Source organism: Burkholderia sp. Ac-20344 (genome assembly GCF_017104975.1).
Classification (GTDB): domain Bacteria; phylum Pseudomonadota; class Gammaproteobacteria; order Burkholderiales; family Burkholderiaceae; genus Burkholderia.
On sequence record NZ_JAAGPP010000024.1, the window covers coordinates 1 to 20,290 of the forward strand.

The window sequence follows — 20,290 nt, forward strand, 5'->3', positions numbered from 1 at the left end:
CGCCCGTGACGCTGGCGGCCAGCACGCGTGCCGCGCCGGCCCATGGCCGCGCGGCCGTACGGCCCGGCGGCGCGCATCGCGAACCGCGAACCGCAACGCTGGCCGGCACGGGAAAGCGCATGGGCCTCGCGCCGAAGTCACCGTCGTACCGATCCGATCCGGCACGCATGCAGACGGCAGGCATCACGCACGCGGAACTGGAAAGTGCGCGTGCGCTGGCGAAGGCGCGCTCGTGCGCGGTGATCGACGAATGGAACTGTGTGGAGCAAAACGCGAGCCGGGCGCTCGCGATCGACCCGAAGAACAGCGAATCGCGTGCGTTGCTTGGGCAAGCGATCCGCAATCGCCTGTAGGCCGGCCCCGCATGGCCGGGCCTCGCCGCCCGGCCGCGCGACGAGCGGCGGCGTGCATCGTCGGGCATGCAACCGATGTGATCGTTACCGAGTGAGGACTCACCGTGGACAACAATCGCAAACAACAATGCACCACCGTCGCTCCGTCCAACCGGCGGATCCTCCTGCATGCACCGCTGGTGTTGCTGCTCGTCGCGTCCGGCCCCTGCTTCGCCGCCGAAGGCGAGTCGGAATCCGGCGGCGCCAGCGCAATCGCCGGGACCCACGGCGCGCCGGATGCGCCGCCGCGCGACATGCGGCCAATGGTCGTATCGATCCAGATTGCCCAAGCTGAAAGCGCCCCGCCCCCTCACGCGCCGACGCCGATCGCGCAGGCGTCGGATGCGTCGATGCAGGTCGCTCAGGCGTCGAACCCTCAGCAGCCGACCACGATCGTGGTGGAACCGGAGGCGCCGCAATCGGGCAACCCGGTGCCGGGTGCACGATCGCCTGATACGCCGGCACCGGTCGCGCAGGCGCCGGATGCGCCGATGCTGCTTGCGCAGGCCACGAACGTCCAACCGCCCGATGCGCCGGCACGGCCGGCCTCGACGATGTCCGACACGGCTGCATCCCCTTCGCCCGCGCCGGTCGTGCCGACTTCGGACACCCCGCCGGGGGGCGGGCAAGCCCCCCCCACCGCGCCGCCGAATGCGCCGACGCAGACCGCGCAGGCATCCGGCACCCCGATGCCGAACTCGCCTGCGCCCGTTACCCAGATGCCTGGCGCGCAAGCACCTTCGTCCCCGGCGCCGAACGCGCAGACGCCCGGCGCCCAGCTACCCGGCGAACCGACACAACGATCGCCTGGCCCCGACGTCGAAACGCCGAATGCCCAGGCACCGAACCTCCGGACCGCCGACGTCGAGACCGTGCGCAACGACGTGTTCGGCCTCGCGGCGAGCGGTGGCGCGATCAAGGCGCTCGAAGAAGCGAAAGCGCGGCCCGATGCGTTCTCCGCCGTCGACATCGCGCAACTCGAAGAACTGTCGATTCGCCAGCAGGTGCGCGGCGGACGCGACAAGTCGCGTTCGATGACGAGCACCGACCGCTTCGACGGGATCGACAGCGCGCTGCACGCGGCGGACGATCTCGACAAGCGGATGCCGGCCACGCCCGAATACACGCCGGTCAGAACGGCGCTCGCAGGCGACCGCACGGTCGCCTATGCGGCGCGCGGCGACATGAAGACGGCCGTCGCGACGTTCGAGACCATTCCGTCCAATGCGGAGATCTCGATCGATGCGCTGTCGGCCGTCGGCGACGCCTACCTGTACCTGAGCGAACCGGGCAAGGCCAACGCCGTATACCAGCGCGCGCTGAAGCAGGCGACCGCGTCGCCGACGGACCGCGCGACCCGTGGCTTCCAGTACGGTACACGCACGCGCCCGATCGAACTGCGTGAAGGGCTGTTCTGGTCGTACGTCGACCAGGCACGCGCGGCGGACGCGAAGCAGGTGCTCGATGACATGGGCAACTCGCTGCCGCCGGTCAAAGAGGTGCGAAACGTCGGCCCCGAGGAAAGCGACTATCTGCGCTACTACCGGCTGCGCGCGCAATACCTGATCTTCACGGGCCACGTCGACGAAGGGATCGCCGCGCTCGAAGAGCTCGAGAAGCAGGTGCCGTTCAACGCGGAAATCCGTGCCGCGCACGCCGACGCGGTGTCCGGCCAGTCGCATCCCCGCCAGGCGATCGCGATGTATCGCGCATCGCTGACCGACCACCCGGACAGCGTCGAGATGCTCGCGAGCCTCGGCCGCGCGTCGCTCACGGCAGACGACTACGCGAGCGCGAAGACCGTCGACCAGACCCTCGACAACACATTCCCGGACAGCGGTGCCGTGCGCACCTTCAAGCGCGACTACAAAGCGTACCGCAGCCCCGTGTTCACGACCGACCTGAGCTTCGAGCACGGCAACAGCGCACTGGCCGACAACAGCTTCACGTCGGACAGCTATATCTATTCGCAACCGTTCGGCGACAACTGGCGCGTCTTCTCGCATACGTTCTTCGGCCATGCGCAAACCGACGGCGGCAACGTCAGCCGCACGCGCACGGGCGTCGGCGGCGACTACCGGCACGGGCCGCTCACCGTGCAGGGCGAGGTCACGCGTTCCCTCGGCGGGGACGGCCGTACCGGCGGCCGCGGGTCGATCGCGTACGCGCTGAACGACTACTGGACGGTCAGCGGCGCGCTCGACACCAACGACAACTCGCTGCCGTGGAAGGCCTATGCCGCGCACATCTGGGGCCGTTCGGCGAACGTCTCGGTCGTGTATCGCCAGAACGACCGCCGCGAGGTGAAGCTGAGCTACGGCGTGAGCCGCTACAGCGACTCGAACCTGCACCAGGAGATCGCGGCGACCGCCACGCAGCGCGTGTATACGACCGCCAACCAGCTCGTCAACGTATCGCTGGATCTCGGCACCGACAGCAACACGCGCCGGGACGCGCCCTACTTCAGCCCGGGCCGCGACTACGCGGCCGCGGCGACCGTCATGCACCAGCTGACGCTGTGGAAGAAGGGCGACATGGGGCTGCGGCAGCGCGTATCGGTGTCAGGCGGCGTGTACAACGAGCGCGGCTTCGGCACCAGCCCGCTGTGGAGTGCGCGCCTCGAGCATGCGTGGACGTTCAAGCACGACATCACGCTGACCTATGGCGTCGAGGTCAGCAGCCATGCATACGACGGCCAGCGCGAGCGCTCCGAAACCGGCTTCATGTCGGTCAACCTGCCGTTCTAGCAAGGAGATCGCGAATGCAAACCAGACGGACCTTCATGTGCGGATGCCTCGGCACGTTTGCCGCCTGTTCGCTGTTCCCTGGCGTGACGAACGCCAAAATGATCGATCTGCTGCCGCCGTCCGACCCGGCCGACGGCAAGACGTTTCGCGTGATCTGCATGCACGACGTGCGCGACAACCTGATGGCGTCGTTTTCCTCGAAATCGGCGATGGTCGACCCGTTCGCGGTCGATACCGGCACGCTGACCGCGATCTTCTCGTGGCTGCAGACCAACAACTACCACACCGTCACGGTCAGGCAGATCGAGGAGTCGCGGCACGGCGGCAAGCCGCTGCCGCCGCGCGCGGTGCTCCTCACGTTCGACGACGGCTACCGCAGCCACTACACGAAAGTGCTGCCGCTGCTCGAGCGCTTCAAGTATCCGGCCGTGATGGGCATCGTGACCGCCTGGATCGATGCGCCGCCGGATGCGCCGATCCGCATCAGCGACAAGATCCAGGTGCCGCGCGACTACTTCATGTCGTGGGACGAGGTGAAAAAGGTCGGCCAGTCGCAGCTCGTCGAGCTCGGCTGCCACACGCACAACCTCCATCACGGCGCAGTCGCGAATCCGCAAGGCAACGAATTGCCGGCGACCACGTCGCACCTCTACCTTCAGGACGAGAAGCGCTATGAAACCGACGCCGAATTCGAAGCGCGCGTGCACAACGACCTGCAGACATGCGTGCGGCAGATCCGCGAACATACGGGCATCGTCGCACGCTCGATGGTGTGGCCATACGGTGCGGAAAACCAGCCCGTGCGCACGATATCGACGTCGCTCGGCATGGACGTCCAGTTCAGCCTCGACGCCGGCCCGAATACGCCGGACGTGCCGCTGGACCGGCTGCGGCGGATCCTGATGATGTACGACGTCGACATCGGCGGGTTCGAGCGCTCGATGCGCGAGCCGGCGTCGAACCGCGGCGACGTCGACGTGCCCGAGCGCATCGTGCAGGTCGATCTGGACCAGGTCTACGATCCGGATCCCGCGCGGCAGGAGGCGAATCTCGGCAAGCTGATCGAGCGCATCTACCGGATGCAGCCGAAATCGGTGTACCTGCAGGCGTACGCGGATCCGAAAGGCACGGGTGTGGCCGAATCCGTGTATTTCCCGAACCGGCACCTGCCGATGCGCGCCGACCTGTTCTCGCGCGCCGCGTGGCAGCTCAACACGCGCTCCAACGTGCAGGTGTACGCATGGATGCCGGTGCTCGCGTTCCGGCCGCCGGCCGACAAGCAGCGCGGGCTCGAGACCGTGAGTGCCTACGGCGGCGCGCCGGCCCGCGAGAACGGCACGCGCACGTTCCGGCTGAGCCCGTTCGATCCGGCTGCGCGGCTGATGATCCAGCAGATCTACGAGGATCTCAGCAAGCACGCGTCGTTCAGCGGCATCCTGTTCAGCGACGATGCGGTGCTCGACGACTACGAGGATGCGAGCCAGCATGCGCTGCGCACCTATTCGCAGTGGGGGCTGCCGGCCGACGTCGGCAAGATCCGCGAGAACCCCGACATGATGAAACGCTGGACCCGGCAGAAGTCGCGCTACCTGATCGACCTGACCCGCCAGCTCGAACAGATCGTGCTGGCCCACCAGAACGTGGGCGATGTGCTGACCGCGCGCAACATCTTCGCGTTGCCGGTGCTCAAGCCCGAATCGGAAGCGTGGTACGCACAGAACTACGACGATTTCCTCGCCACTTACGACTACGTCGCGCTGATGGCGATGCCGTACATGGAGCAGGCGAAGGATCCCGAAGGCTGGATGGACCAGCTCGTGCGGGCCGTCCGTGCGAAGCAGCGCGGGCTGCAGCGCACCGTGTTCGAACTGCAGTCGTACGACTGGCACGCCCGCAAGGACGTGCCCGCCAGCACGCTGCTCGCGCAGATGCGGCGGCTGCGCAGCGAGGGCGCGGTGAACTTCGGCTACTACCCGGACAACTTCCTGAACGGCCTGCCGGAACTCGACGCGATGCGCGACGTGATGTCGCTGAAGTCGCGCCTCGACCCGACCTCGATCAACGCACTGATGCAGATGCATAAAACACAGGGGGCGAAGACGCCATGACTAACCACGGCATCATCCAGCGGCTGCAGGATTTCGTCTTCTACTACCCGTTCTTCATGTCGTACCTGTGGATGATCGGCGGCGTCGTGCACTACGTCCTGCTCGAGGAAGGCCGCGAATTGTCCACGCGGACGATCGCGTCGAGCGGCATCCCGAAGATCTCGATCGTCGTGCCCTGCTTCAACGAAGCGTCGAACGCGCGCAGCGTGATCGGCCACCTGAACGGGATGCAGTATCCGAACTACGACATCATCGCAGTCAACGACGGCAGCCAGGATCGCACCGGCGAGATCCTCAACGCGCTGGCCGCCGAGATCCCGCGGCTGCTCGTGATCCATCACGCGCGCAACGAAGGCAAGGCGGTCGGGCTCACGACCGCGGCGGCCGTGTCGAACGCGGAATACCTGCTGTGCATCGACGGCGATTCGCTGCTCGCGCACGACGCGATCGGCTGGATGCTCGAGCACTTCCTGACCGACCCGGGCGTCGGCGCGGTGACCGGCAACCCGCGCATCCGCAACCGCACGTCGCTGCTCGGCCGCATGCAGGTCGGCGAATTCTCGTCGATCGTCGGGCTGATCAAGCGCACGCAGCAGGTGTATGGCCGCATCTTCACGGTGTCGGGCGTCGTCACGATGTTTCGCAAGACCGCGCTCGCCGACGTCGGCTACTGGAGCTCGGACATGCTCACCGAGGACATCGACATCAGCTGGAAGCTGCAGTGCCGCGACTGGCGCGTCGTGTACGAGCCGCACGCGCTGAGCTGGATCCTGATGCCCGAGACGCTGAAGGGCCTGTACCGGCAGCGGCTGCGCTGGGCAAAGGGCGGCATCCAGGTGCTGATGAAGTACGCGGGCACGCTCGCGCGGCCGACGCAGATGATGATGTGGCCGCTGTTCGCCGAGTACCTGATCGGCATCGCGTGGGCGTACTCGATGTCGTTCATCCTGCTGCTCGCGCTGATCGACATCGTGTACCCGCTGCCGCAAAGCTGGCACGTATCGGTCGTGCCGCACTGGCACGGCATGTTGCTGGTCGCCACCTGCATCCTGCAACTGATCATCGGCAGCATGATCGATCGTCGCTACGACGAAAAACTCCTGATGTATTTCCTGGACACCGTCTGGTATCCCGTCGCCTTCTGGGTGATCAGCATGATCACCACCGTCATCGCCCTGCCCGCCATCGCGCTGCGGGGCCGCGGCAAGCGGGCCGTATGGGTCAGCCCCGACCGAGGCATTCAACATGAAGAACGCGCCGATTATTGATCTCTCCCTGCGCGCACCGCGCGAAATGATCGCCGAACGCGGCCGTATCGCGGGGCTCGCGCTGGTCGCCTGGTTCCGCCTCGTGCGGCCCGCGCTGGTGGGCGCCGTGTGGGCGTCGATCTGCATCTACACGTACCGCTACCTGCTGCCGTTCAACCCGGCCGAGATGCCGATCGAACAGATGGTGTTCTACGCGACCAGCATCGCGATCATCGCGGGCACCATCGTCACGTGGCTGATCGCCGGACGCGTCGTGCATCCGCTGGCCTACCGGCTGCGCGCGTCGAAGATGCTGCGGCGCTCGGCCAGCGCGAAGGTGCGCTCGGTGCCGCCGACCGTGCTGGCCAGCGCCCGCCGGCGCGGCGCGCGGCGCACGACGCGCATTCTCGTCGCGTCGCACGACGCGAACGGCTCGATTTCCGGCATCGAATGGATTGCCCACGCGGGGCCGCAGCCCCGCGAGTAGGTCGGCGGAGCCGCGCCGCCGCGCACGGGGCTGCATCGGTGCCGCGCGGCGCCGCTCCTGACGCCGCGCTGCCGCGCTTGGCCGGCAGGCCGGCAACCTTTTGTGGACGAGGTGAATCATGTGCGGAATCGTCGGAGCAAGCGGCCTGAACAATCAGGTGCCGCAACTGGTCAACGCGCTGAGCCGGCTCGAATATCGCGGCTACGATTCGTGCGGCATCGCCGTGCAGGATGCCGGCCGCCTGCGCAGCGAACGTACGCTGCGGCGCGTGACCGACCTGCAGGCCCGCGTGCTGACGCTGGGCCTCGAAGCGCAGACCTGCATTGCGCATACGCGCTGGGCGACTCACGGCGCACCGTCGGAAATGAACGCACATCCGATCATGTCCGGCGATACGATCGCGGTCGTGCATAACGGCATCATCGAGAACCACGACGCGCTGCGCGCGGAGCTGCGGGAGCGCGGCTACACGTTTCGCGGCCAGACCGACACCGAGGTGATCGCGCACCTGATCCACAGCCTCTATCGCGACGACCTGTTCGACGCAGTGGTGCGTGCCGTCAAGCGGCTGCACGGCGCGTACGCGATCGCGGTGCTGAGCGCGCGCGAGCCGCAGCGCCTCGTCGCCGCGCGCGCGGGCTCGCCGCTCGTGATCGGCATTGGTGCCGAACAGAACTACCTCGCGTCGGACTGCGCGGCGCTCGGCGACCTGACCGACCGCTTCGTCTACCTGGAAGACGGCGACGTCGCGCTGATCACGCCGGACCGCATCGCCGTGGTCGACTCGGGCGGGCACGACGCCCAGCGCCCGCTGTGCCAGGTGAAGGCGCGCGACGGCGACGCCGCGCTCGGCCCGTACCAGCATTTCATGCAGAAGGAGATCTTCGAGCAGCCGAAGGCGATCGACAGCACGCTCGACGGCATCGACACGATCTCGCCGGCGCTGTTCGACGCGACCGACAGCACGCGCGCGCTGCTGTCGAGAGTCAGGAGCGTGCTGCTGCTCGGTTGCGGCACCAGTTATTACGCGGGGCTGACCGCGAAATACTGGCTCGAGGCCATCGCGGGCGTGCCCGCCCAGGTCGAGATCGCCAGCGAATTCCGCTACCGCGATACGGTGGCCGATCCGCGCACGCTCGTCGTCGGCATTTCGCAATCGGGTGAAACGGCCGATACGATCGGTGCGATCGAGCGGGCGCGCGACGTGGGTCAGGAACTGTCGATGGCGATCTGCAACGTGGCGACCAGCACGATCGCGCGCAACGCGCCGCTGCGCTTCCTGACGCGGGCCGGCATCGAGCTCGGCGTCGCGTCGACCAAGGCGTTCACGACGCAGCTCGTTGCGCTGTTCGTGCTGACGCTGACGCTCGCGCAGCTGCGCGGCCGGCTCGATGCGAAGCAGGCCGCGCTGCACCTGAAGCAGCTGCGCGCGCTCCCCGAGCGCATCGGCCATGCGCTCGCGCTCGAGACGCAGATCATGGGCTGGGCCGCGAAGTTCGCGCGCACCGAGAACGCGCTGTTCCTCGGGCGCGGCATTCATTTCCCGATCGCGATGGAAGGCGCGCTGAAGCTCAAGGAGGTGTCGTACATCCACGCGGAAGGCTATGCGGCCGGCGAACTGAAGCACGGCCCGCTCGCGCTCGTCACGAGCGCGATGCCGGTCGTCACGATCGCGCCGGACGACCGCCTGTTCCAGAAGCTGAAATCCAACATGGCCGAAGTGCGCGCGCGCGGCGGACGGCTCTACGTGCTGGCCGGCGATCAGCTCGCGATCGACGCCGACCGCGACACGCACCTGATCCGCGTACGCGAATCGGGCGACCTGCTGTCGCCGATCGTCAACGTGATCCCGCTGCAGCTGCTCGCGTATCACGTCGGCTGCGCGCGCGGCGCCGACGTCGACAAGCCGCGCAACCTCGCGAAATCGGTGACCGTCGAATGACGGGGCGAACGCGCCCGGCGCAGGCGGTCGCGCAGTGCGTCGCGGCCGCGCTGTACGGCGCATGCGGCATCGTCACGGTGCCGCCACCGGCCTTCGCCGCCACGCCGTCCGTGCATACGGTCGCCGTGCAGGACGCCCCGTCACCCCACCCGGCCACCGATCCGCGCAGCTTCATGCACGGCATCGGCGTGGCCGACGCCGGCAACGGCAAGCGCTGGGTGTTCTTCAGCAGCTCGGGCATCGTGCCGCGCGGCGCGCTGCGCAACGGCAACTGGCCGCACGACGTGTACGTCGGCGAATGGCTGCCCGGCAAGCCGCACCTGCTGCACGTCCATCCGTTCATCAGCCGCCCCGAGGCGCAGGAGCCCGTGTCGATCGCGCAGAACGCGCGCGGCGACATCTTCGTCACGTTCGAGGACGGCTGGAACGCGCCGCAGGAAGTCAGCCAGCGCTACGGCGTCTATCGCCGCGACCTGAAGCCGATCAAGCCGTACCCGAACGACGTCGAATCGGGCGGCCACTCGGGGCATGTCGCCACGGCGGCCGACCGCTTCGTCGTGTTCTATTCCGCCGACTGGATCGACGGCGGCGGCGTCGACAACCTCGGCACCGGCAACGGCGTCTACGTGAAGACCTACGACGCGGCCGGGCGCGTGCTGAACCAGGTCGCGGTCGCGCCGCACCGCCGCGAGTGGTGGCCCGTCGTCGCGGGCTCGCCGCATGCCGCGCTGCTCGTGTGGCAGAAATTCATCGAAGGCAGCACGGACGCGACGCTCGAATACGCGATGTTCGACCCGGTCACCGCGAAGCTCGACAGGCTGGGAACGCTGAACGACGCGATCCGGTACTACGTGTACTCGTCGGCTTATGTGCCGGAGATCGACCGCTTCATCGTCGTCACGACGACGGCGGACGATCGCGGCGTCGCGATGCTGATCGCGCCGGACGGCCGCCGCACGGCGACGCTCGACTGCCTGCCGCCATCGGTGCGCGAATCCGGCATCGGCGTGTCCGGCACGCATGCGTACGTGCCGATCCGCGACGGGCGGCTGCTGACGCTGGCGCTCGGGCCAGCGGACCTCGCGGTCAGCGGCGTGCAGCGTGTGTCGATTCCGTGGGGCACGACGGGTATCGCCGGCTTCGCGGCGCGCGGCACCGCGATGCATTTCGTGTCGCTGACGCCGTCGGGCGCACGCGAAGCCGATTTCGAACCGGAGCGTCAGACGCCGTTGCCGAAGAGCGAAGTGCGTTGTTCGAGTCATTGACGGCGGTCCTGGAGCGGGATGGCCGTCAACGCGCTGGGCCCGTGTGAGTGCGCCCCGGCCCGTTCGCCCCGCCGTGCGCAGACTGCGCCGCGCGACGCCGCATCCGTCCTGCACCCCGATCGCCAGGCACGCAGTGGCCACTCTGCCCCATCATGGCCGCCCCCTTCCCGCGCCGCAGTCGCCAGCGCCGCGCGTACCGGATAGACTGTCGCCCGATTCCTCCCATCGGCTGCGGCCCGCGCCTCCTGCCGCCGCCGGAACCGCCCCTTCCCGGAGAACGAATGCTGACGCGCCGGTGGTTTTCGCTTTTGCTGTTGACGGTTTGCCTGATCGGACAACGCGCGTCGGCCCAGTCCGCGCTTGAACTCGAGACCGACGGCACGGCCCGCGCCCTCACGCGGCAAACGCTGCTCGCACGCCCTGATGCCGCCGACATCCACGTGCCGCGCGACATCGCGTACGGCCGGCGGATGACGTTCCGCGCGGTGCCGTTCGCCGCGCTGCTCGGCGACACGCCGCTGCCGGCCGACGGCGTGCTCGAAACCCGCGCGGCCGACGGCTTCGCCGCGCAACTTCCGCTGGATCTCGTGCGCCGCCGCACGCCGGCCGGCGCCGTCCCGTGGCTCGCGATCGAGGATCCGGCGCATCCATGGCCGAAGCTGCCCGGCAAGCAGGTCAGCGCCGGGCCGTTCTACCTGGTCTGGCTCGGGCCGGACGCGTCGTCGGTGCGCGGCGAGCAGTGGCCGTACCAGATCGTGCGCGTCACGATCGAATCGTCGCCGCTCGCGCGCTGGCCGTCGCTCGCCGTCGATGCCGCGCTGCCCGCGGACGCCCCGGCGCGCGCGGGCCAGCACCTGTTCGTCACGCAATGCCTCGCTTGCCACCGCCTCGACGGTGCGGGCAGCAGCCATGCCGGCCCCGACCTGAACGCCCCGATGAATCCGGTCGACTACTTCCAGCCCGCCGCGCTGCGCCGCTATATCCGCAACCCGGCATCGGTGCGCGACTGGCCCGGCCGCAGCATGCCGGCGTTTCCGCCCGACCAGCTGAGCGACCGAGAACTCGACCAGATCGTCGCGTATCTCGCGTATAGGGCGCAGCGCAAGGCCGGCCAGTAACGCGCGGCTGAATCGAATCACTCAAGGACCGTTGATGACGACAGGCGACACGCTGTTCACCATCGCAACGATCGAGGCCGCGCAGACGCACCCGCTCCGGGCGATGATCCTGCTGAACGGCGATCAGAATGCATGCGAACTGGCCGGCGACCATGCGCCGACGACACTGCACGTTGGCGTACGCAACGCATCGGGCATCGTCGCCGTTGCGTCGCTGTGCGAGGAATCGCGCGAAGACGATCGTGCGCGGCCGGCGTGGCGGCTGCGCGGGATGGCCGTCCATCCGGCCGTACGCGGCATGGGCTTCGGGCGCGTGCTGGTGCAGGTCTGCGTGCGGCACGCGGAAGCACGCGGGGCCACGCTCGTGTGGTGCACGGCACGCGAAACCGCGTACCGGTTCTATGAAAAGCTCGGCTTCGCAGCCGATGTTGCGACGGTGGCGATACCGGGGCGCACCGATACGACGTTTCATGTGATGCGGCGATACCTCGATCGGCATTCGCCCTCCGCCTGAAACAGATCGCGCGCTGACGTTACCGGAACGAAACCGGCGCGGCCCGGCGAACGCCTATCCGCCGGACCGCCGCCGTCACACTCAGGCTCAGGCTTCCTGCGCACTCTGCAGCACCGCGCGCAACAGCACGTCGGCACCCGCCGCCGCCCACTCGGGCGTAATCGCTTCGGCCTCGTTGTGGCTCAGCCCGTCGACGCACGGCACGAAGATCATCCCCGTCGGCGCGACGCGCGCGACATAGCACGCGTCATGTCCCGCGCCGGACACGATATCCATGTGCGACAGCCCGAGCGCCCGGGCCGCGTCACGCACCGTGTCGATGCAGCGCGGCGCGAACGGGATCGGCGCATACTTGAAGATCTGCTCGATCTGCGCGCCGAGGCCCGTCTCGTCGGCCACGCGAGCAAGTTCCGCGCGCAGCGCCGCGTCCAGCTCGTCGAGCACCGCGTCGTCGGGGTGCCGAAACTCGACCGTGAAGAAGCAGCCGCCCGGCACCGTGTTGCGCGAGTTCGGCCGCGCCTCGATCATCCCGACCGTCGCACGCGCGTACGGCGCGTAACGGCGGCCGAGCACTTCGACGAACGAGATCATCCGCGCGGCGCCGACCAGCGCATCGCGGCGGAATTCCATCGGCGTCGTGCCCGCGTGCGCGTCGATACCGGTGAGCGTCACCTCGTACCAGCGCTGCCCTTGCCCGGCCGTCACGACGCCGATCGTCTTGCCGGCCCGTTCGAGAATCGCGCCCTGTTCGATATGCAGCTCGTACGCCGCATGCACCGGATAGCCGCCGACGGGCTCGGCGCCCGCGTAGCCGATCCGCGCCAGTTCCTCGCCGATCGTCCTGCCCGCGCCGTCAGTGCGCGACAGCCCGTATTCGAGCGTATAGACGCCCGAGAACACGCCGGCCGACACCATCGCCGGCGCGAAACGCGAGCCCTCCTCGTTGGTCCAGATCACGACGTCGATCGGGCGCTCGGTCTCGATGCCCGCATCGTTCAGTGCGCGCACGACCTCGAGCCCGCCGAGCACGCCGTAGATGCCGTCGTAGCGCCCGCCCGTCGGCTGCGAATCGGCGTGCGAGCCGGTCATGACCGGCGCGGCGCCGGGATTGCGGCCCGCACGGCGCGCGAACACGTTGCCCATCCGGTCCACGCGCACCGTGCAGCCGGCGTCTTGCGCCCATTGCACGAACAGGTCGCGCGACTCGCGATCGAGATCGGTCAGTGCAAGACGGCAGACGCCGCCCTTCGGTGTCGCGCCGATGTGCGCCATCCGGTCGAGCGACGCCCACAGGCGGTCACCGTCAACGCGCGGCGCGCTCAAGCTTTCCGCGCTTGCGTTGTCGTCACGCATCGCCGTTCTCCGGCGCGGCTTGCAGCGCGTAGCGGAAATCGCAGCGCTTGCCGCCCTGCATGATCGTGCTCGTACGCGTGAGCGCGATATCCGGCGCATAGCCCTGGATGAAATAGCTGTCGCGCGCGCAGCTCAGCAGGTGCCCGATCTCGCCGAGCCCCATTGCGTGATACATCTCCGCGTAGCTGCAGCGATGCACGTCGTAGTCGTAGTGCGCGTCGTCCGCGCGCCGCACCTCGACGTCGAGCGCATCGTCCTTCTCCCACAGCACCTGCAGCGCGATGAACGACTTCACGCTCGTGCCGTCAGGCTCCTGCGCGGCGAACGTACGGCCGGCGTCGACGGCCGCGCCGCGCACGGCTTCCGCGATCACGGCCTGCGCGCGCTCGGTGCCGAACTCGCGCTTCATGATCTCGTAGATCGGCTTGAGGATTTCCGCTTCGATGCGGCGCCGCGCGAGGATCCCGAGGCGCGTGTCCTCGGGTGGGGTGGCGGATGTCTGGGTCGCTTCGGTCATGGGGATCGTCTTGGTCGTTTTATCGCTGTGTGTTTACTGGGTCGCGGTGCGCGAGCCGCCGAGCACGTCGACGACGGTCCACTTGCCGCCGCGCACCTGGTAGATCGTGAAGGCCGGATCCTTCAGGTTGCCTTCGCCGTCGAACGCGATCCGCCCCGTCACGCCGGGCCGGTCGATCGCGCGCATCGCCGCGACCAGCTTCGCCGGCTGCGTCGTGCCGGCCTTCTGCGCGGCCGCGATCAGCGTGGCGGCCGCGTCGTACGCGAACGGCGCATGCAGTTCGATCGGGGCGCGGAAGCGTGCCTGGTATTGCGTGTCGAACGCCTTGCCGCCCGGCATCCGGTCGAGCGGCAGGCCCGGTTCGAGCGCCGTCACGCCGTCGCCGTCCTTGCCCGCGAGCGACAGGAAGGTCTGGCTCACGAAGCCGCCCGCACCGAGCAGCGGCGCGTTCACGCCGAGCTGGCGCATCCGGCGCGCGATCGGCGCAGCCTGCGCATCGAGGCCGCCGAAGAACACGAGATCCGCACGCTTGCCCTTGATCGCGGTCAGCACGCCGCTGAAGTCGGTCGTCTTGTCGTTCACGTACTGGCGATCGACGATCGCGCCGCCGTTCGCCTGCACGCCCTTGATGAACTGGTCGGCCAGCCCCGAGCCGAACGACGTGCGATCGTCGATCACCGCGATACGCTTCGCCTTCAGCGTCTTCACCGCATACGCGCCGGTGAAATTGCCGCCCGCATCGTCGTGACCCATGATGCGGAAGGCCGTCGCATAGCCTTGCTGCGTGTATTGATGGCCGGTGGACGCCGGCGCGATCTGCGGGATGCCCGCATCGCGGTAGACGCGCGACGCCGGCACGCTGCAGCCCGTGTTCCAGTGGCCGACCACGCCGATCACGTGCTGGTCGACGAGCTGCTGCGCGACCGCGACGGCCGTGCGCGGATCGGACTGGTCGTCGGCCGCGACGAGCTTGTAGACGACCGGCTTGCCGCCGATGGCCGGATGCTTCGCGTTTGCGTCGTCGATGGCGAGTTGCGCGCCGTTCTGCAAGTCCTTGCCGATCCGCGCGGACGGGCCGGTGAGCGGCGCGGCGAGACCGATCAGGATCGTCTGCGGAGCGGATTGCGCGAACGCGGGAACGGAGGCGACCAGGGCGGCCGCCGAGAAGGCGAGGCTGGCGGGAAGGAATGCGATTTTCATGTGCGAGGACCGGTGAATCGAATCAAAACATGAAAAATATTAAATATTCAGCACCCAAACCCCAAATATCCAATTGTTGGATGCTTATTCCGTTCCCGACACATTAACCTATCTCACTGTAAATACAGGATATTTTTATGTTGTCGCTTACCCTGACTTTTCGATAAAATTCGACACATGAAAAATATCGAACAATTGCCGTACGATCCGCCGCTGCGCGCGGTGCGTGCGTTCGAAGCTTTCGCGCGCCTCGGGTCGGTCACCGCGGCCGCGGGCGAGCTCGACATCACGCCGTCGGCAGTCAGCCATCAGCTGCAGCTGCTCGAAGCGTTCATCCAGACGCCGCTGACGGTGCGCGAGGGCCGGCTGCTCGCGCTCACCGACGAAGGCCGCGACTACTACCGCTCGATCAGCGCCGCGTTCTCGGTGCTGCGCAGCGCAACGCGCTTCGTGCGCGACCGGTCGTCGCTGCGGCAGATCACCGTCAGCCTGATTCCGCTGCTCGGCATCGGCTGGTTCATTCCGCGGCTGCACGCGTTCCTGGCCGACAACACGGACGTCGACGTGACGGTGCTGTACGCGCATCACCGCAACTACCGCAGCGACGCGTCGGACCTGTCGATCCGCTTCGGCACCGGCGACTGGCCCGGCTACCGCTGCGAGCGGCTGCTGCCGGGCGCGATGGTGCCGATGTGCAGCCCGTCGTTCCTGAAGCGCCACGGGCCGTTCCGCACGCCGGCCGATCTCGCACGCGCGCCGCTCGTGCACGACGAGGATCGCAGCACGTGGGTCAACTGGCTGCAGGGCGCCGGCGTGCGGCATGTGTCGCATGCGGTGGGGCCGATGTTCGAGGATGGCCAGCTCACGCTGAGCGCCGCACGCGCGGATCTCGGCGCGGCCTTGCTGCGCGCGCCGCTGGTCGAACGCGAGCTGGCGAATGGGGAGCTCGTGCAGCTGTTCGATCACGCGCTCGACGACGGGCGCGATTACTACCTGTGCACGCGCGAGGACGCGGACATGCCGGACGGGGCACGGCGGCTCGCGGCGTGGTTGAGGAAGATGGCGGGGATCTGAGCGGAGCCCTTCCCGCCTTGTCGGGCAACGGTTTGCGCGAGCGTGCCCCACGCCGCGCCCAGCCCGGGTGTTGCGTGCTGTCGATCGAATATATATGATATGCACATCATATATCGGAGGTTGCCATGGGCCGGATTCTGGTTGATCTATCGAACGGCCAGCTCGACGAGCTGGCCGCCATCGTCGAGACTGAGCATCGTCCCCGCGCCGCCATCATCCGCGACGCGATCGATGCCTACATCGCCCTGCACAAGCGTCCGCTCGCGGACGACGTCTTCGGTCTCTGGAAAGATCGCACGGTCGATGGGCTCGCCTATCAGGAAGAACTGCGCTCGGAATGGTAAAAGCGCTCTTCGACACCAACATCCTGATTGATTATCTGGGTGGCGTGGAATCCGCCCGCACGGAACTCGGCCGCTATGACTATCGCGCGATCAGCACGATCTCGTGGATGGAGGTTCTGGTCGGCGCGTCCGCGCATAATGAAGCCGCGATACGCGCATGGCTCTCGTCATTCGATGTCATTGCGCTCGACAGCACGGTCGCGAACCGTGCCGTGACGATTCGCAAGGAACGCCGCATTCGCCTGCCCGACGCGATCGTCTGGGCATCCGCGCAAGTGAACGGGCTGCTGCTCGTGTCGCGAAACACGAAGGATTTTCCCGCCACTGAACCGGGCGTTCGCGTGCCTTATCAGATCTAAGCCGATGGGCGCGGCGGCGTGCCCTCTCACCGTCGCGACCTCATACGAGCGCACTCGACGATTCATCCTGCGCCAGGAAGACACCGGCCATTCGCCGGCACATCACCCGCCCCCACGCTTGCTCGCCTCGAACGGGCACCCGCCCAACGCGTCAAAACCGCCTCCCCGCCCACCCCACCCAATCAAGGGCCGGATTCAGATAGAAATTCTCGATGCCCCGGATTGAAACAAGCAATTTCACAAAGTCAGGGTGAACCCGGATACTGGCAACACTCCACTCACCACTGACGAAAAGGAATTCACCAGATGCCGATCATCAACACCCAAATCAAGCCGTTCAAGGCAACCGCTTACCACAACGGCGATTTCGTGTCCGTCTCGGAAGAGAACCTCAAGGGCAAGTGGTCCGTCGTCGTGTTCTACCCGGCCGACTTCACGTTCGTCTGCCCGACCGAGCTGGGCGACCTCGCCGACCGCTACGCGGAATTCCAGAAGCTGGGTGTCGAAATCTACGGCGTGTCGACCGACACGCACTTCACGCACAAGGCATGGCACGACACGTCGGACACGATCGGCAAGATCAAGTACCCGATGATCGGCGACCCGACGCTCACGCTGTCGCGCAACTTCGACGTGCTGATCGAGGAAGAAGGGATGGCGCTGCGCGGCACGTTCGTGATCAACCCGGAAGGCGAGATCAAGCTGTGCGAAATCCACGACAACGGCATCGGCCGCGACGCAGGCGAACTGCTCCGCAAGGTGCAGGCTGCGCAATACATCGCGGCACACCCGGGTGAAGTGTGCCCGGCCAAGTGGACGCCGGGTGCGGAAACGCTGACCCCGTCGCTCGACCTGATCGGCAAGATCTGACGATCGCTCCGCGCGCCTCGCACGAGGCGCGCGAGACACACGAATACGGGCCGCCGCGGCATGCGGCCCGCGCCCTCCTCCGGCACGACGTGCCCGACCAGAATCATTAATACGGAATCCGAAACGCCATGCTCGACGCCAATCTCAAGAACCAACTCAAAGCGTACCTCGAAAAGATCACGCGCCCGATCGAACTCGTCGCCTCGCTCGACGACAGCGCGAAATCGCAGGAACTGCTGGCGCTGCTGAACGAGATTGCGTCGCTGACGGATCGCGTGACCGTGACCGAACGCCGCGACGACGCCGAACGCAAGCCGTCGTTCTCGATCGGCGAGCCCGGCAAGCCGGCCGGCATCCGCTTCGCCGGCATCCCGATGGGCCATGAATTCACGTCGCTCGTGCTCGCGCTGCTGCAGACGGGCGGCCACCCGATCAAGCTCGACGACGACATGATCGAACAGATCCGTGCGCTCGACGGCGACTACGCGTTCGAGACGTATTTCTCGCTGTCGTGCCAGAACTGCCCGGAAGTCGTGCAGGCGCTGAACGTGATGTCGCTGATCAACCCGCGCATCCGTCACGTCGCGATCGACGGCGCGCTGTTCCAGAGCGAAGTCGAGTCGCGCCAGATCATGGCCGTGCCGACGATGTTCCTGAACGGCGCTTCGTTCGGCCAGGGCCGCAGCAGCGTGAAGGAAATCCTCGCGAAACTCGATACGGGCGCCAGCGCACGTGCCGCGAAGTCGCTCGAGAACAAGCCGGTGTTCGATACGCTGATCGTCGGCGGCGGCCCGGCGGGCGCGGCTGCGGCGATCTACTCGGCGCGCAAGGGCATTGCGACGGGCGTCGTCGCCGAGCGGTTCGGCGGCCAGGTCCTCGACACGATGGCGATCGAGAACTTCGTGTCGGTGCAGGAAACCGAAGGGCCGAAGTTCGCGACCGCGCTCGAACAGCACGTGAAGCAGTACGACGTCGACATCATGGACGTGCAGCGCGCCGATGCGCTGATTCCGGGCGACGTGCACCAGATCCGTCTCGCGAACGGCGCGGTGCTGAAGGCGAAGACGATCGTCCTCGCAACCGGCGCGCGCTGGCGCGAAATCAACGTGCCGGGCGAGCGCGAATACCGCAACCGCGGTGTCGCGTACTGCCCGCACTGCGACGGCCCGCTGTTCAAGGGCAAGCGCGTCGCGGTGGTCGGCGGCGGCAACTCGGGCGTCGAGGCCGCGATCGACCTCGCCGGCATCGTGAAGGAAGTCACGCTGATCGAATACGGCGCACAACTGCGCGCGGACGAAGTGCTGCAGCGCAAGCTGCGCAGCCTGCCGAACGTCACGATCGTCACGCAGGCGCAGACGACCGAGCTGACCGGCGACGGCAGCAAGCTGAACGGGCTCGTCTACAAGGATCTGCGCTCGGGCGACACGCAGCGCATCGATCTCGAAGGCGTGTTCGTGCAGATCGGCCTCGTGCCGAACACCGAATGGCTGAAAGGCACGGTCGAACTGTCGAAGCACGGCGAGATCGTCGTCGATGCGCGCGGCGCGACGTCGGTACCGGGCGTGTTCGCAGCCGGCGACGTGACGACGGTGCCGTTCAAGCAGATCGTGATCGCCGTGGGTGAAGGCGCGAAGGCATCGCTCGGCGCGTTCGACCACCTGATCCGGCAGGACGTTGCACCGGTTGCCGCCGCGCAGCCGCAGGCCGAAGAAGCGGTCGCCGCGTAACGCGCGTCAGCCTGTCGGCACCACGGTTTGTCTCTCTTGGCCCCGCATGCTTTGGTCGGCGTGCGGGGCCCTTTTTATTCCGGAAGCGATCGCGGTTACTTGGTCGTGCTCGGGCCGCCGTTCGCGGGCGCCGGTGACGGCGACTTCAAACTGCTCGACTCCCTGACCAGTTGCTCGGTCATCGCGGCGGCAACCGGATTCGCGCCCGACGACGACCCACCCTGCCGGTTCGAACCGCTGCTCGCCGATACCGACGACATCGGCGGCGGCGGCAACGACGGGTCGAGCTTCGCCGATTCCCTGACGAGTGCCGCCGTCTCCGGCGTTTCGGATTTCGTTGCCGCAGGCGCCGCAGTCGCGTGGCGTTCGAGGCCGTCGCGCTTGCGCGGTGCGCGTTGCGTGACTTGCGCCGGCGCGGCAGGCTGGGCCGGTTTCGCGGCCGGCGGTGCAGCTGGCGGGGTCGAATCCTGCGCATCGACGGTCACGACGTTGACCTTCGGCGGCGGCGCGCTCGGCTGCGCTTTCTCGCTGACGACGGGAACGGCGGGGACGGGTGCAGGTGCGGGTGCGGCGCTGACCCGCGCGGGTGCCGGGGCGGGTGTGGGTGCTGCCGGTGCGGGTGGCGGCGGTGGAACGGCTGCCTGCTTCGATGCCGTATCGGCATGGACTGCCGGGGCCGGCGGTGCGATGGCGCCCTGCACCGCGTGATCGTTGTTCGCGGGCGCCGCGGCAACGGGCGCGGCCGAATCGCCGATGCCCGCATCTTCGATCGCACGGTGGTCCGCGCGCAGGAGCATCACGTAGGCAGTGCCGGCCGCGGCTACCAGGAGCCCACCGGCGATCATCAAGGTCTTGCGGGTACTCGTCATGCTTGCTCACCGATCATGTCGACGTGAACAAGCCATCATACGCGGCCATCGGCCGTCGATCCCGCATGAATACATTTGGTTGCATTGTGCGGGGAACAGGGCCGCAACGCGTTCGTCAGACGTATCGCCGCGCCCTGCTCGGGCGCGATCAACGCGT

At 67.6% G+C, this 20,290-nt stretch carries 17 protein-coding genes and 1 pseudogene; 14 read left to right on the top strand and 4 right to left on the bottom strand.

Going from position 1 to position 20,290, the window contains the following annotated elements:
* The 9 genes and pseudogenes from G3N64_RS10720 to G3N64_RS10760 form a co-directional block, all read left to right on the top strand.
* A pseudogene (locus tag G3N64_RS10720) lies at positions 1 to 353 on the top strand (hypothetical protein); the annotation flags it as partial.
* 104 nt (positions 354 to 457) lie between these two features.
* On the top strand, positions 458 to 3,139 hold the full coding sequence (pgaA, locus tag G3N64_RS10725; protein ID WP_205783817.1) for a poly-beta-1,6 N-acetyl-D-glucosamine export porin PgaA: 2,682 nt from the start codon (positions 458 to 460) through the stop codon (positions 3,137 to 3,139).
* 14 nt (positions 3,140 to 3,153) lie between these two features.
* On the top strand, positions 3,154 to 5,247 hold the full coding sequence (pgaB, locus tag G3N64_RS10730) for a poly-beta-1,6-N-acetyl-D-glucosamine N-deacetylase PgaB (RefSeq protein ID WP_205783819.1): 2,094 nt from the start codon (positions 3,154 to 3,156) through the stop codon (positions 5,245 to 5,247).
* On the top strand, positions 5,244 to 6,515 hold the full coding sequence (gene pgaC, locus G3N64_RS10735) for a poly-beta-1,6-N-acetyl-D-glucosamine synthase (RefSeq protein WP_205783821.1): 1,272 nt from the start codon (positions 5,244 to 5,246) through the stop codon (positions 6,513 to 6,515). The genes pgaB and pgaC overlap by 4 nt, the downstream gene beginning before the upstream one ends.
* On the top strand, positions 6,493 to 6,981 hold the full coding sequence (locus G3N64_RS10740; RefSeq protein ID WP_205783823.1) for a Biofilm PGA synthesis auxiliary protein PgaD: 489 nt from the start codon (positions 6,493 to 6,495) through the stop codon (positions 6,979 to 6,981). The genes pgaC and G3N64_RS10740 overlap by 23 nt, the downstream gene beginning before the upstream one ends.
* Before the next feature lie 118 nt (positions 6,982 to 7,099).
* Positions 7,100 to 8,923, top strand: a complete 1,824-nt coding sequence (glmS, locus tag G3N64_RS10745; protein WP_205783830.1) for a glutamine--fructose-6-phosphate transaminase (isomerizing) — start codon at positions 7,100 to 7,102, stop codon at positions 8,921 to 8,923.
* Positions 8,920 to 10,188, top strand: a complete 1,269-nt coding sequence (locus tag G3N64_RS10750; protein ID WP_205783832.1) for a hypothetical protein — start codon at positions 8,920 to 8,922, stop codon at positions 10,186 to 10,188. The genes glmS and G3N64_RS10750 overlap by 4 nt, the downstream gene beginning before the upstream one ends.
* 281 nt (positions 10,189 to 10,469) lie before the next feature.
* A complete protein-coding gene (locus G3N64_RS10755) occupies positions 10,470 to 11,306 on the top strand; it encodes a cytochrome c (RefSeq protein WP_205783834.1) in 837 nt (278 codons plus the stop codon).
* Between the two features lie 34 nt (positions 11,307 to 11,340).
* Positions 11,341 to 11,820, top strand: a complete 480-nt coding sequence (locus tag G3N64_RS10760; RefSeq protein WP_205783836.1) for a GNAT family N-acetyltransferase — start codon at positions 11,341 to 11,343, stop codon at positions 11,818 to 11,820.
* Between the two features lie 87 nt (positions 11,821 to 11,907).
* On the opposite strand, the gene G3N64_RS10765 is transcribed toward G3N64_RS10760, so the two are convergent.
* The 3 genes from G3N64_RS10765 to G3N64_RS10775 are packed head-to-tail and all read right to left on the bottom strand — an operon-like array spanning position 11,908 to position 14,890.
* On the bottom strand, positions 11,908 to 13,173 hold the full coding sequence (locus tag G3N64_RS10765; RefSeq protein WP_205783837.1) for a Zn-dependent hydrolase: 1,266 nt from the start codon (positions 13,171 to 13,173) through the stop codon (positions 11,908 to 11,910).
* Entirely contained in the window at positions 13,166 to 13,690 is a 525-nt protein-coding gene (locus tag G3N64_RS10770) for an L-2-amino-thiazoline-4-carboxylic acid hydrolase (protein ID WP_205783838.1), read from the bottom strand. The genes G3N64_RS10765 and G3N64_RS10770 overlap by 8 nt, the downstream gene beginning before the upstream one ends.
* A gap of 33 nt (positions 13,691 to 13,723) precedes the next feature.
* The gene (locus G3N64_RS10775) at positions 13,724 to 14,890 is read right to left on the bottom strand and encodes a branched-chain amino acid ABC transporter substrate-binding protein (RefSeq protein ID WP_205783839.1); all 1,167 of its coding nucleotides are present in this window, start codon (positions 14,888 to 14,890) and stop codon (positions 13,724 to 13,726) included.
* 177 nt (positions 14,891 to 15,067) lie between these two features.
* On the opposite strand from G3N64_RS10775, the gene G3N64_RS10780 reads away from it, so the two are divergent.
* From G3N64_RS10780 to ahpF, 5 genes are all read left to right on the top strand, one after another.
* Positions 15,068 to 15,964, top strand: coding sequence for a LysR substrate-binding domain-containing protein (locus G3N64_RS10780; protein WP_205783840.1), 897 nt, complete (start codon positions 15,068 to 15,070; stop codon positions 15,962 to 15,964).
* 125 nt (positions 15,965 to 16,089) lie between these two features.
* Entirely contained in the window at positions 16,090 to 16,308 is a 219-nt protein-coding gene (locus tag G3N64_RS10785) for a CopG family transcriptional regulator (RefSeq protein WP_175001548.1), read from the top strand.
* Positions 16,302 to 16,667: a type II toxin-antitoxin system VapC family toxin gene (locus G3N64_RS10790; protein ID WP_205783841.1), complete on the top strand. Its 366-nt coding sequence runs from the start codon at positions 16,302 to 16,304 to the stop codon at positions 16,665 to 16,667. Before G3N64_RS10785 ends, G3N64_RS10790 begins: the two co-directional genes overlap by 7 nt.
* 306 nt (positions 16,668 to 16,973) lie before the next feature.
* Positions 16,974 to 17,537 carry an alkyl hydroperoxide reductase subunit C gene (gene ahpC / locus G3N64_RS10795; protein ID WP_152863664.1) on the top strand — a complete coding sequence of 188 codons (564 nt, stop codon included), beginning with the start codon at positions 16,974 to 16,976 and terminating at the stop codon, positions 17,535 to 17,537.
* Positions 17,538 to 17,665: 128 nt separating this feature from the next.
* A complete protein-coding gene (ahpF, locus tag G3N64_RS10800; RefSeq protein WP_205783842.1) occupies positions 17,666 to 19,264 on the top strand; it encodes an alkyl hydroperoxide reductase subunit F in 1,599 nt (532 codons plus the stop codon).
* A gap of 95 nt (positions 19,265 to 19,359) precedes the next feature.
* Here ahpF and G3N64_RS10805 read toward each other — a convergent pair whose 3' ends face one another.
* Positions 19,360 to 20,133: an extensin gene (locus tag G3N64_RS10805; RefSeq protein ID WP_205783849.1), complete on the bottom strand. Its 774-nt coding sequence runs from the start codon at positions 20,131 to 20,133 to the stop codon at positions 19,360 to 19,362.
* Between the last annotated feature and the right edge of the window lie 157 nt (positions 20,134 to 20,290).

What these genes read in the sequence shown, in the direction of transcription:
- G3N64_RS10775 (WP_205783839.1), bottom strand. Translation starts at nt 14,890, where the DNA reads ATGAAAATCGCATTCCTTCCCGCCAGCCTCGCCTTCTCGGCGGCCGCC.
- pgaC (WP_205783821.1), top strand. Translation starts at nt 5,244, where the DNA reads ATGACTAACCACGGCATCATCCAGCGGCTGCAGGATTTCGTCTTCTAC.
- pgaB (WP_205783819.1), top strand. Translation starts at nt 3,154, where the DNA reads ATGCAAACCAGACGGACCTTCATGTGCGGATGCCTCGGCACGTTTGCC.
- G3N64_RS10780 (WP_205783840.1), top strand. Translation starts at nt 15,068, where the DNA reads ATGAAAAATATCGAACAATTGCCGTACGATCCGCCGCTGCGCGCGGTG.
- G3N64_RS10790 (WP_205783841.1), top strand. Translation starts at nt 16,302, where the DNA reads ATGGTAAAAGCGCTCTTCGACACCAACATCCTGATTGATTATCTGGGT.
- G3N64_RS10755 (WP_205783834.1), top strand. Translation starts at nt 10,470, where the DNA reads ATGCTGACGCGCCGGTGGTTTTCGCTTTTGCTGTTGACGGTTTGCCTG.
- G3N64_RS10760 (WP_205783836.1), top strand. Translation starts at nt 11,341, where the DNA reads ATGACGACAGGCGACACGCTGTTCACCATCGCAACGATCGAGGCCGCG.
- G3N64_RS10805 (WP_205783849.1), bottom strand. Translation starts at nt 20,133, where the DNA reads ATGACGAGTACCCGCAAGACCTTGATGATCGCCGGTGGGCTCCTGGTA.
- G3N64_RS10765 (WP_205783837.1), bottom strand. Translation starts at nt 13,173, where the DNA reads ATGCGTGACGACAACGCAAGCGCGGAAAGCTTGAGCGCGCCGCGCGTT.
- ahpC (WP_152863664.1), top strand. Translation starts at nt 16,974, where the DNA reads ATGCCGATCATCAACACCCAAATCAAGCCGTTCAAGGCAACCGCTTAC.
- G3N64_RS10785 (WP_175001548.1), top strand. Translation starts at nt 16,090, where the DNA reads ATGGGCCGGATTCTGGTTGATCTATCGAACGGCCAGCTCGACGAGCTG.
- G3N64_RS10740 (WP_205783823.1), top strand. Translation starts at nt 6,493, where the DNA reads ATGAAGAACGCGCCGATTATTGATCTCTCCCTGCGCGCACCGCGCGAA.
- G3N64_RS10750 (WP_205783832.1), top strand. Translation starts at nt 8,920, where the DNA reads ATGACGGGGCGAACGCGCCCGGCGCAGGCGGTCGCGCAGTGCGTCGCG.
- G3N64_RS10770 (WP_205783838.1), bottom strand. Translation starts at nt 13,690, where the DNA reads ATGACCGAAGCGACCCAGACATCCGCCACCCCACCCGAGGACACGCGC.
- ahpF (WP_205783842.1), top strand. Translation starts at nt 17,666, where the DNA reads ATGCTCGACGCCAATCTCAAGAACCAACTCAAAGCGTACCTCGAAAAG.
- glmS (WP_205783830.1), top strand. Translation starts at nt 7,100, where the DNA reads ATGTGCGGAATCGTCGGAGCAAGCGGCCTGAACAATCAGGTGCCGCAA.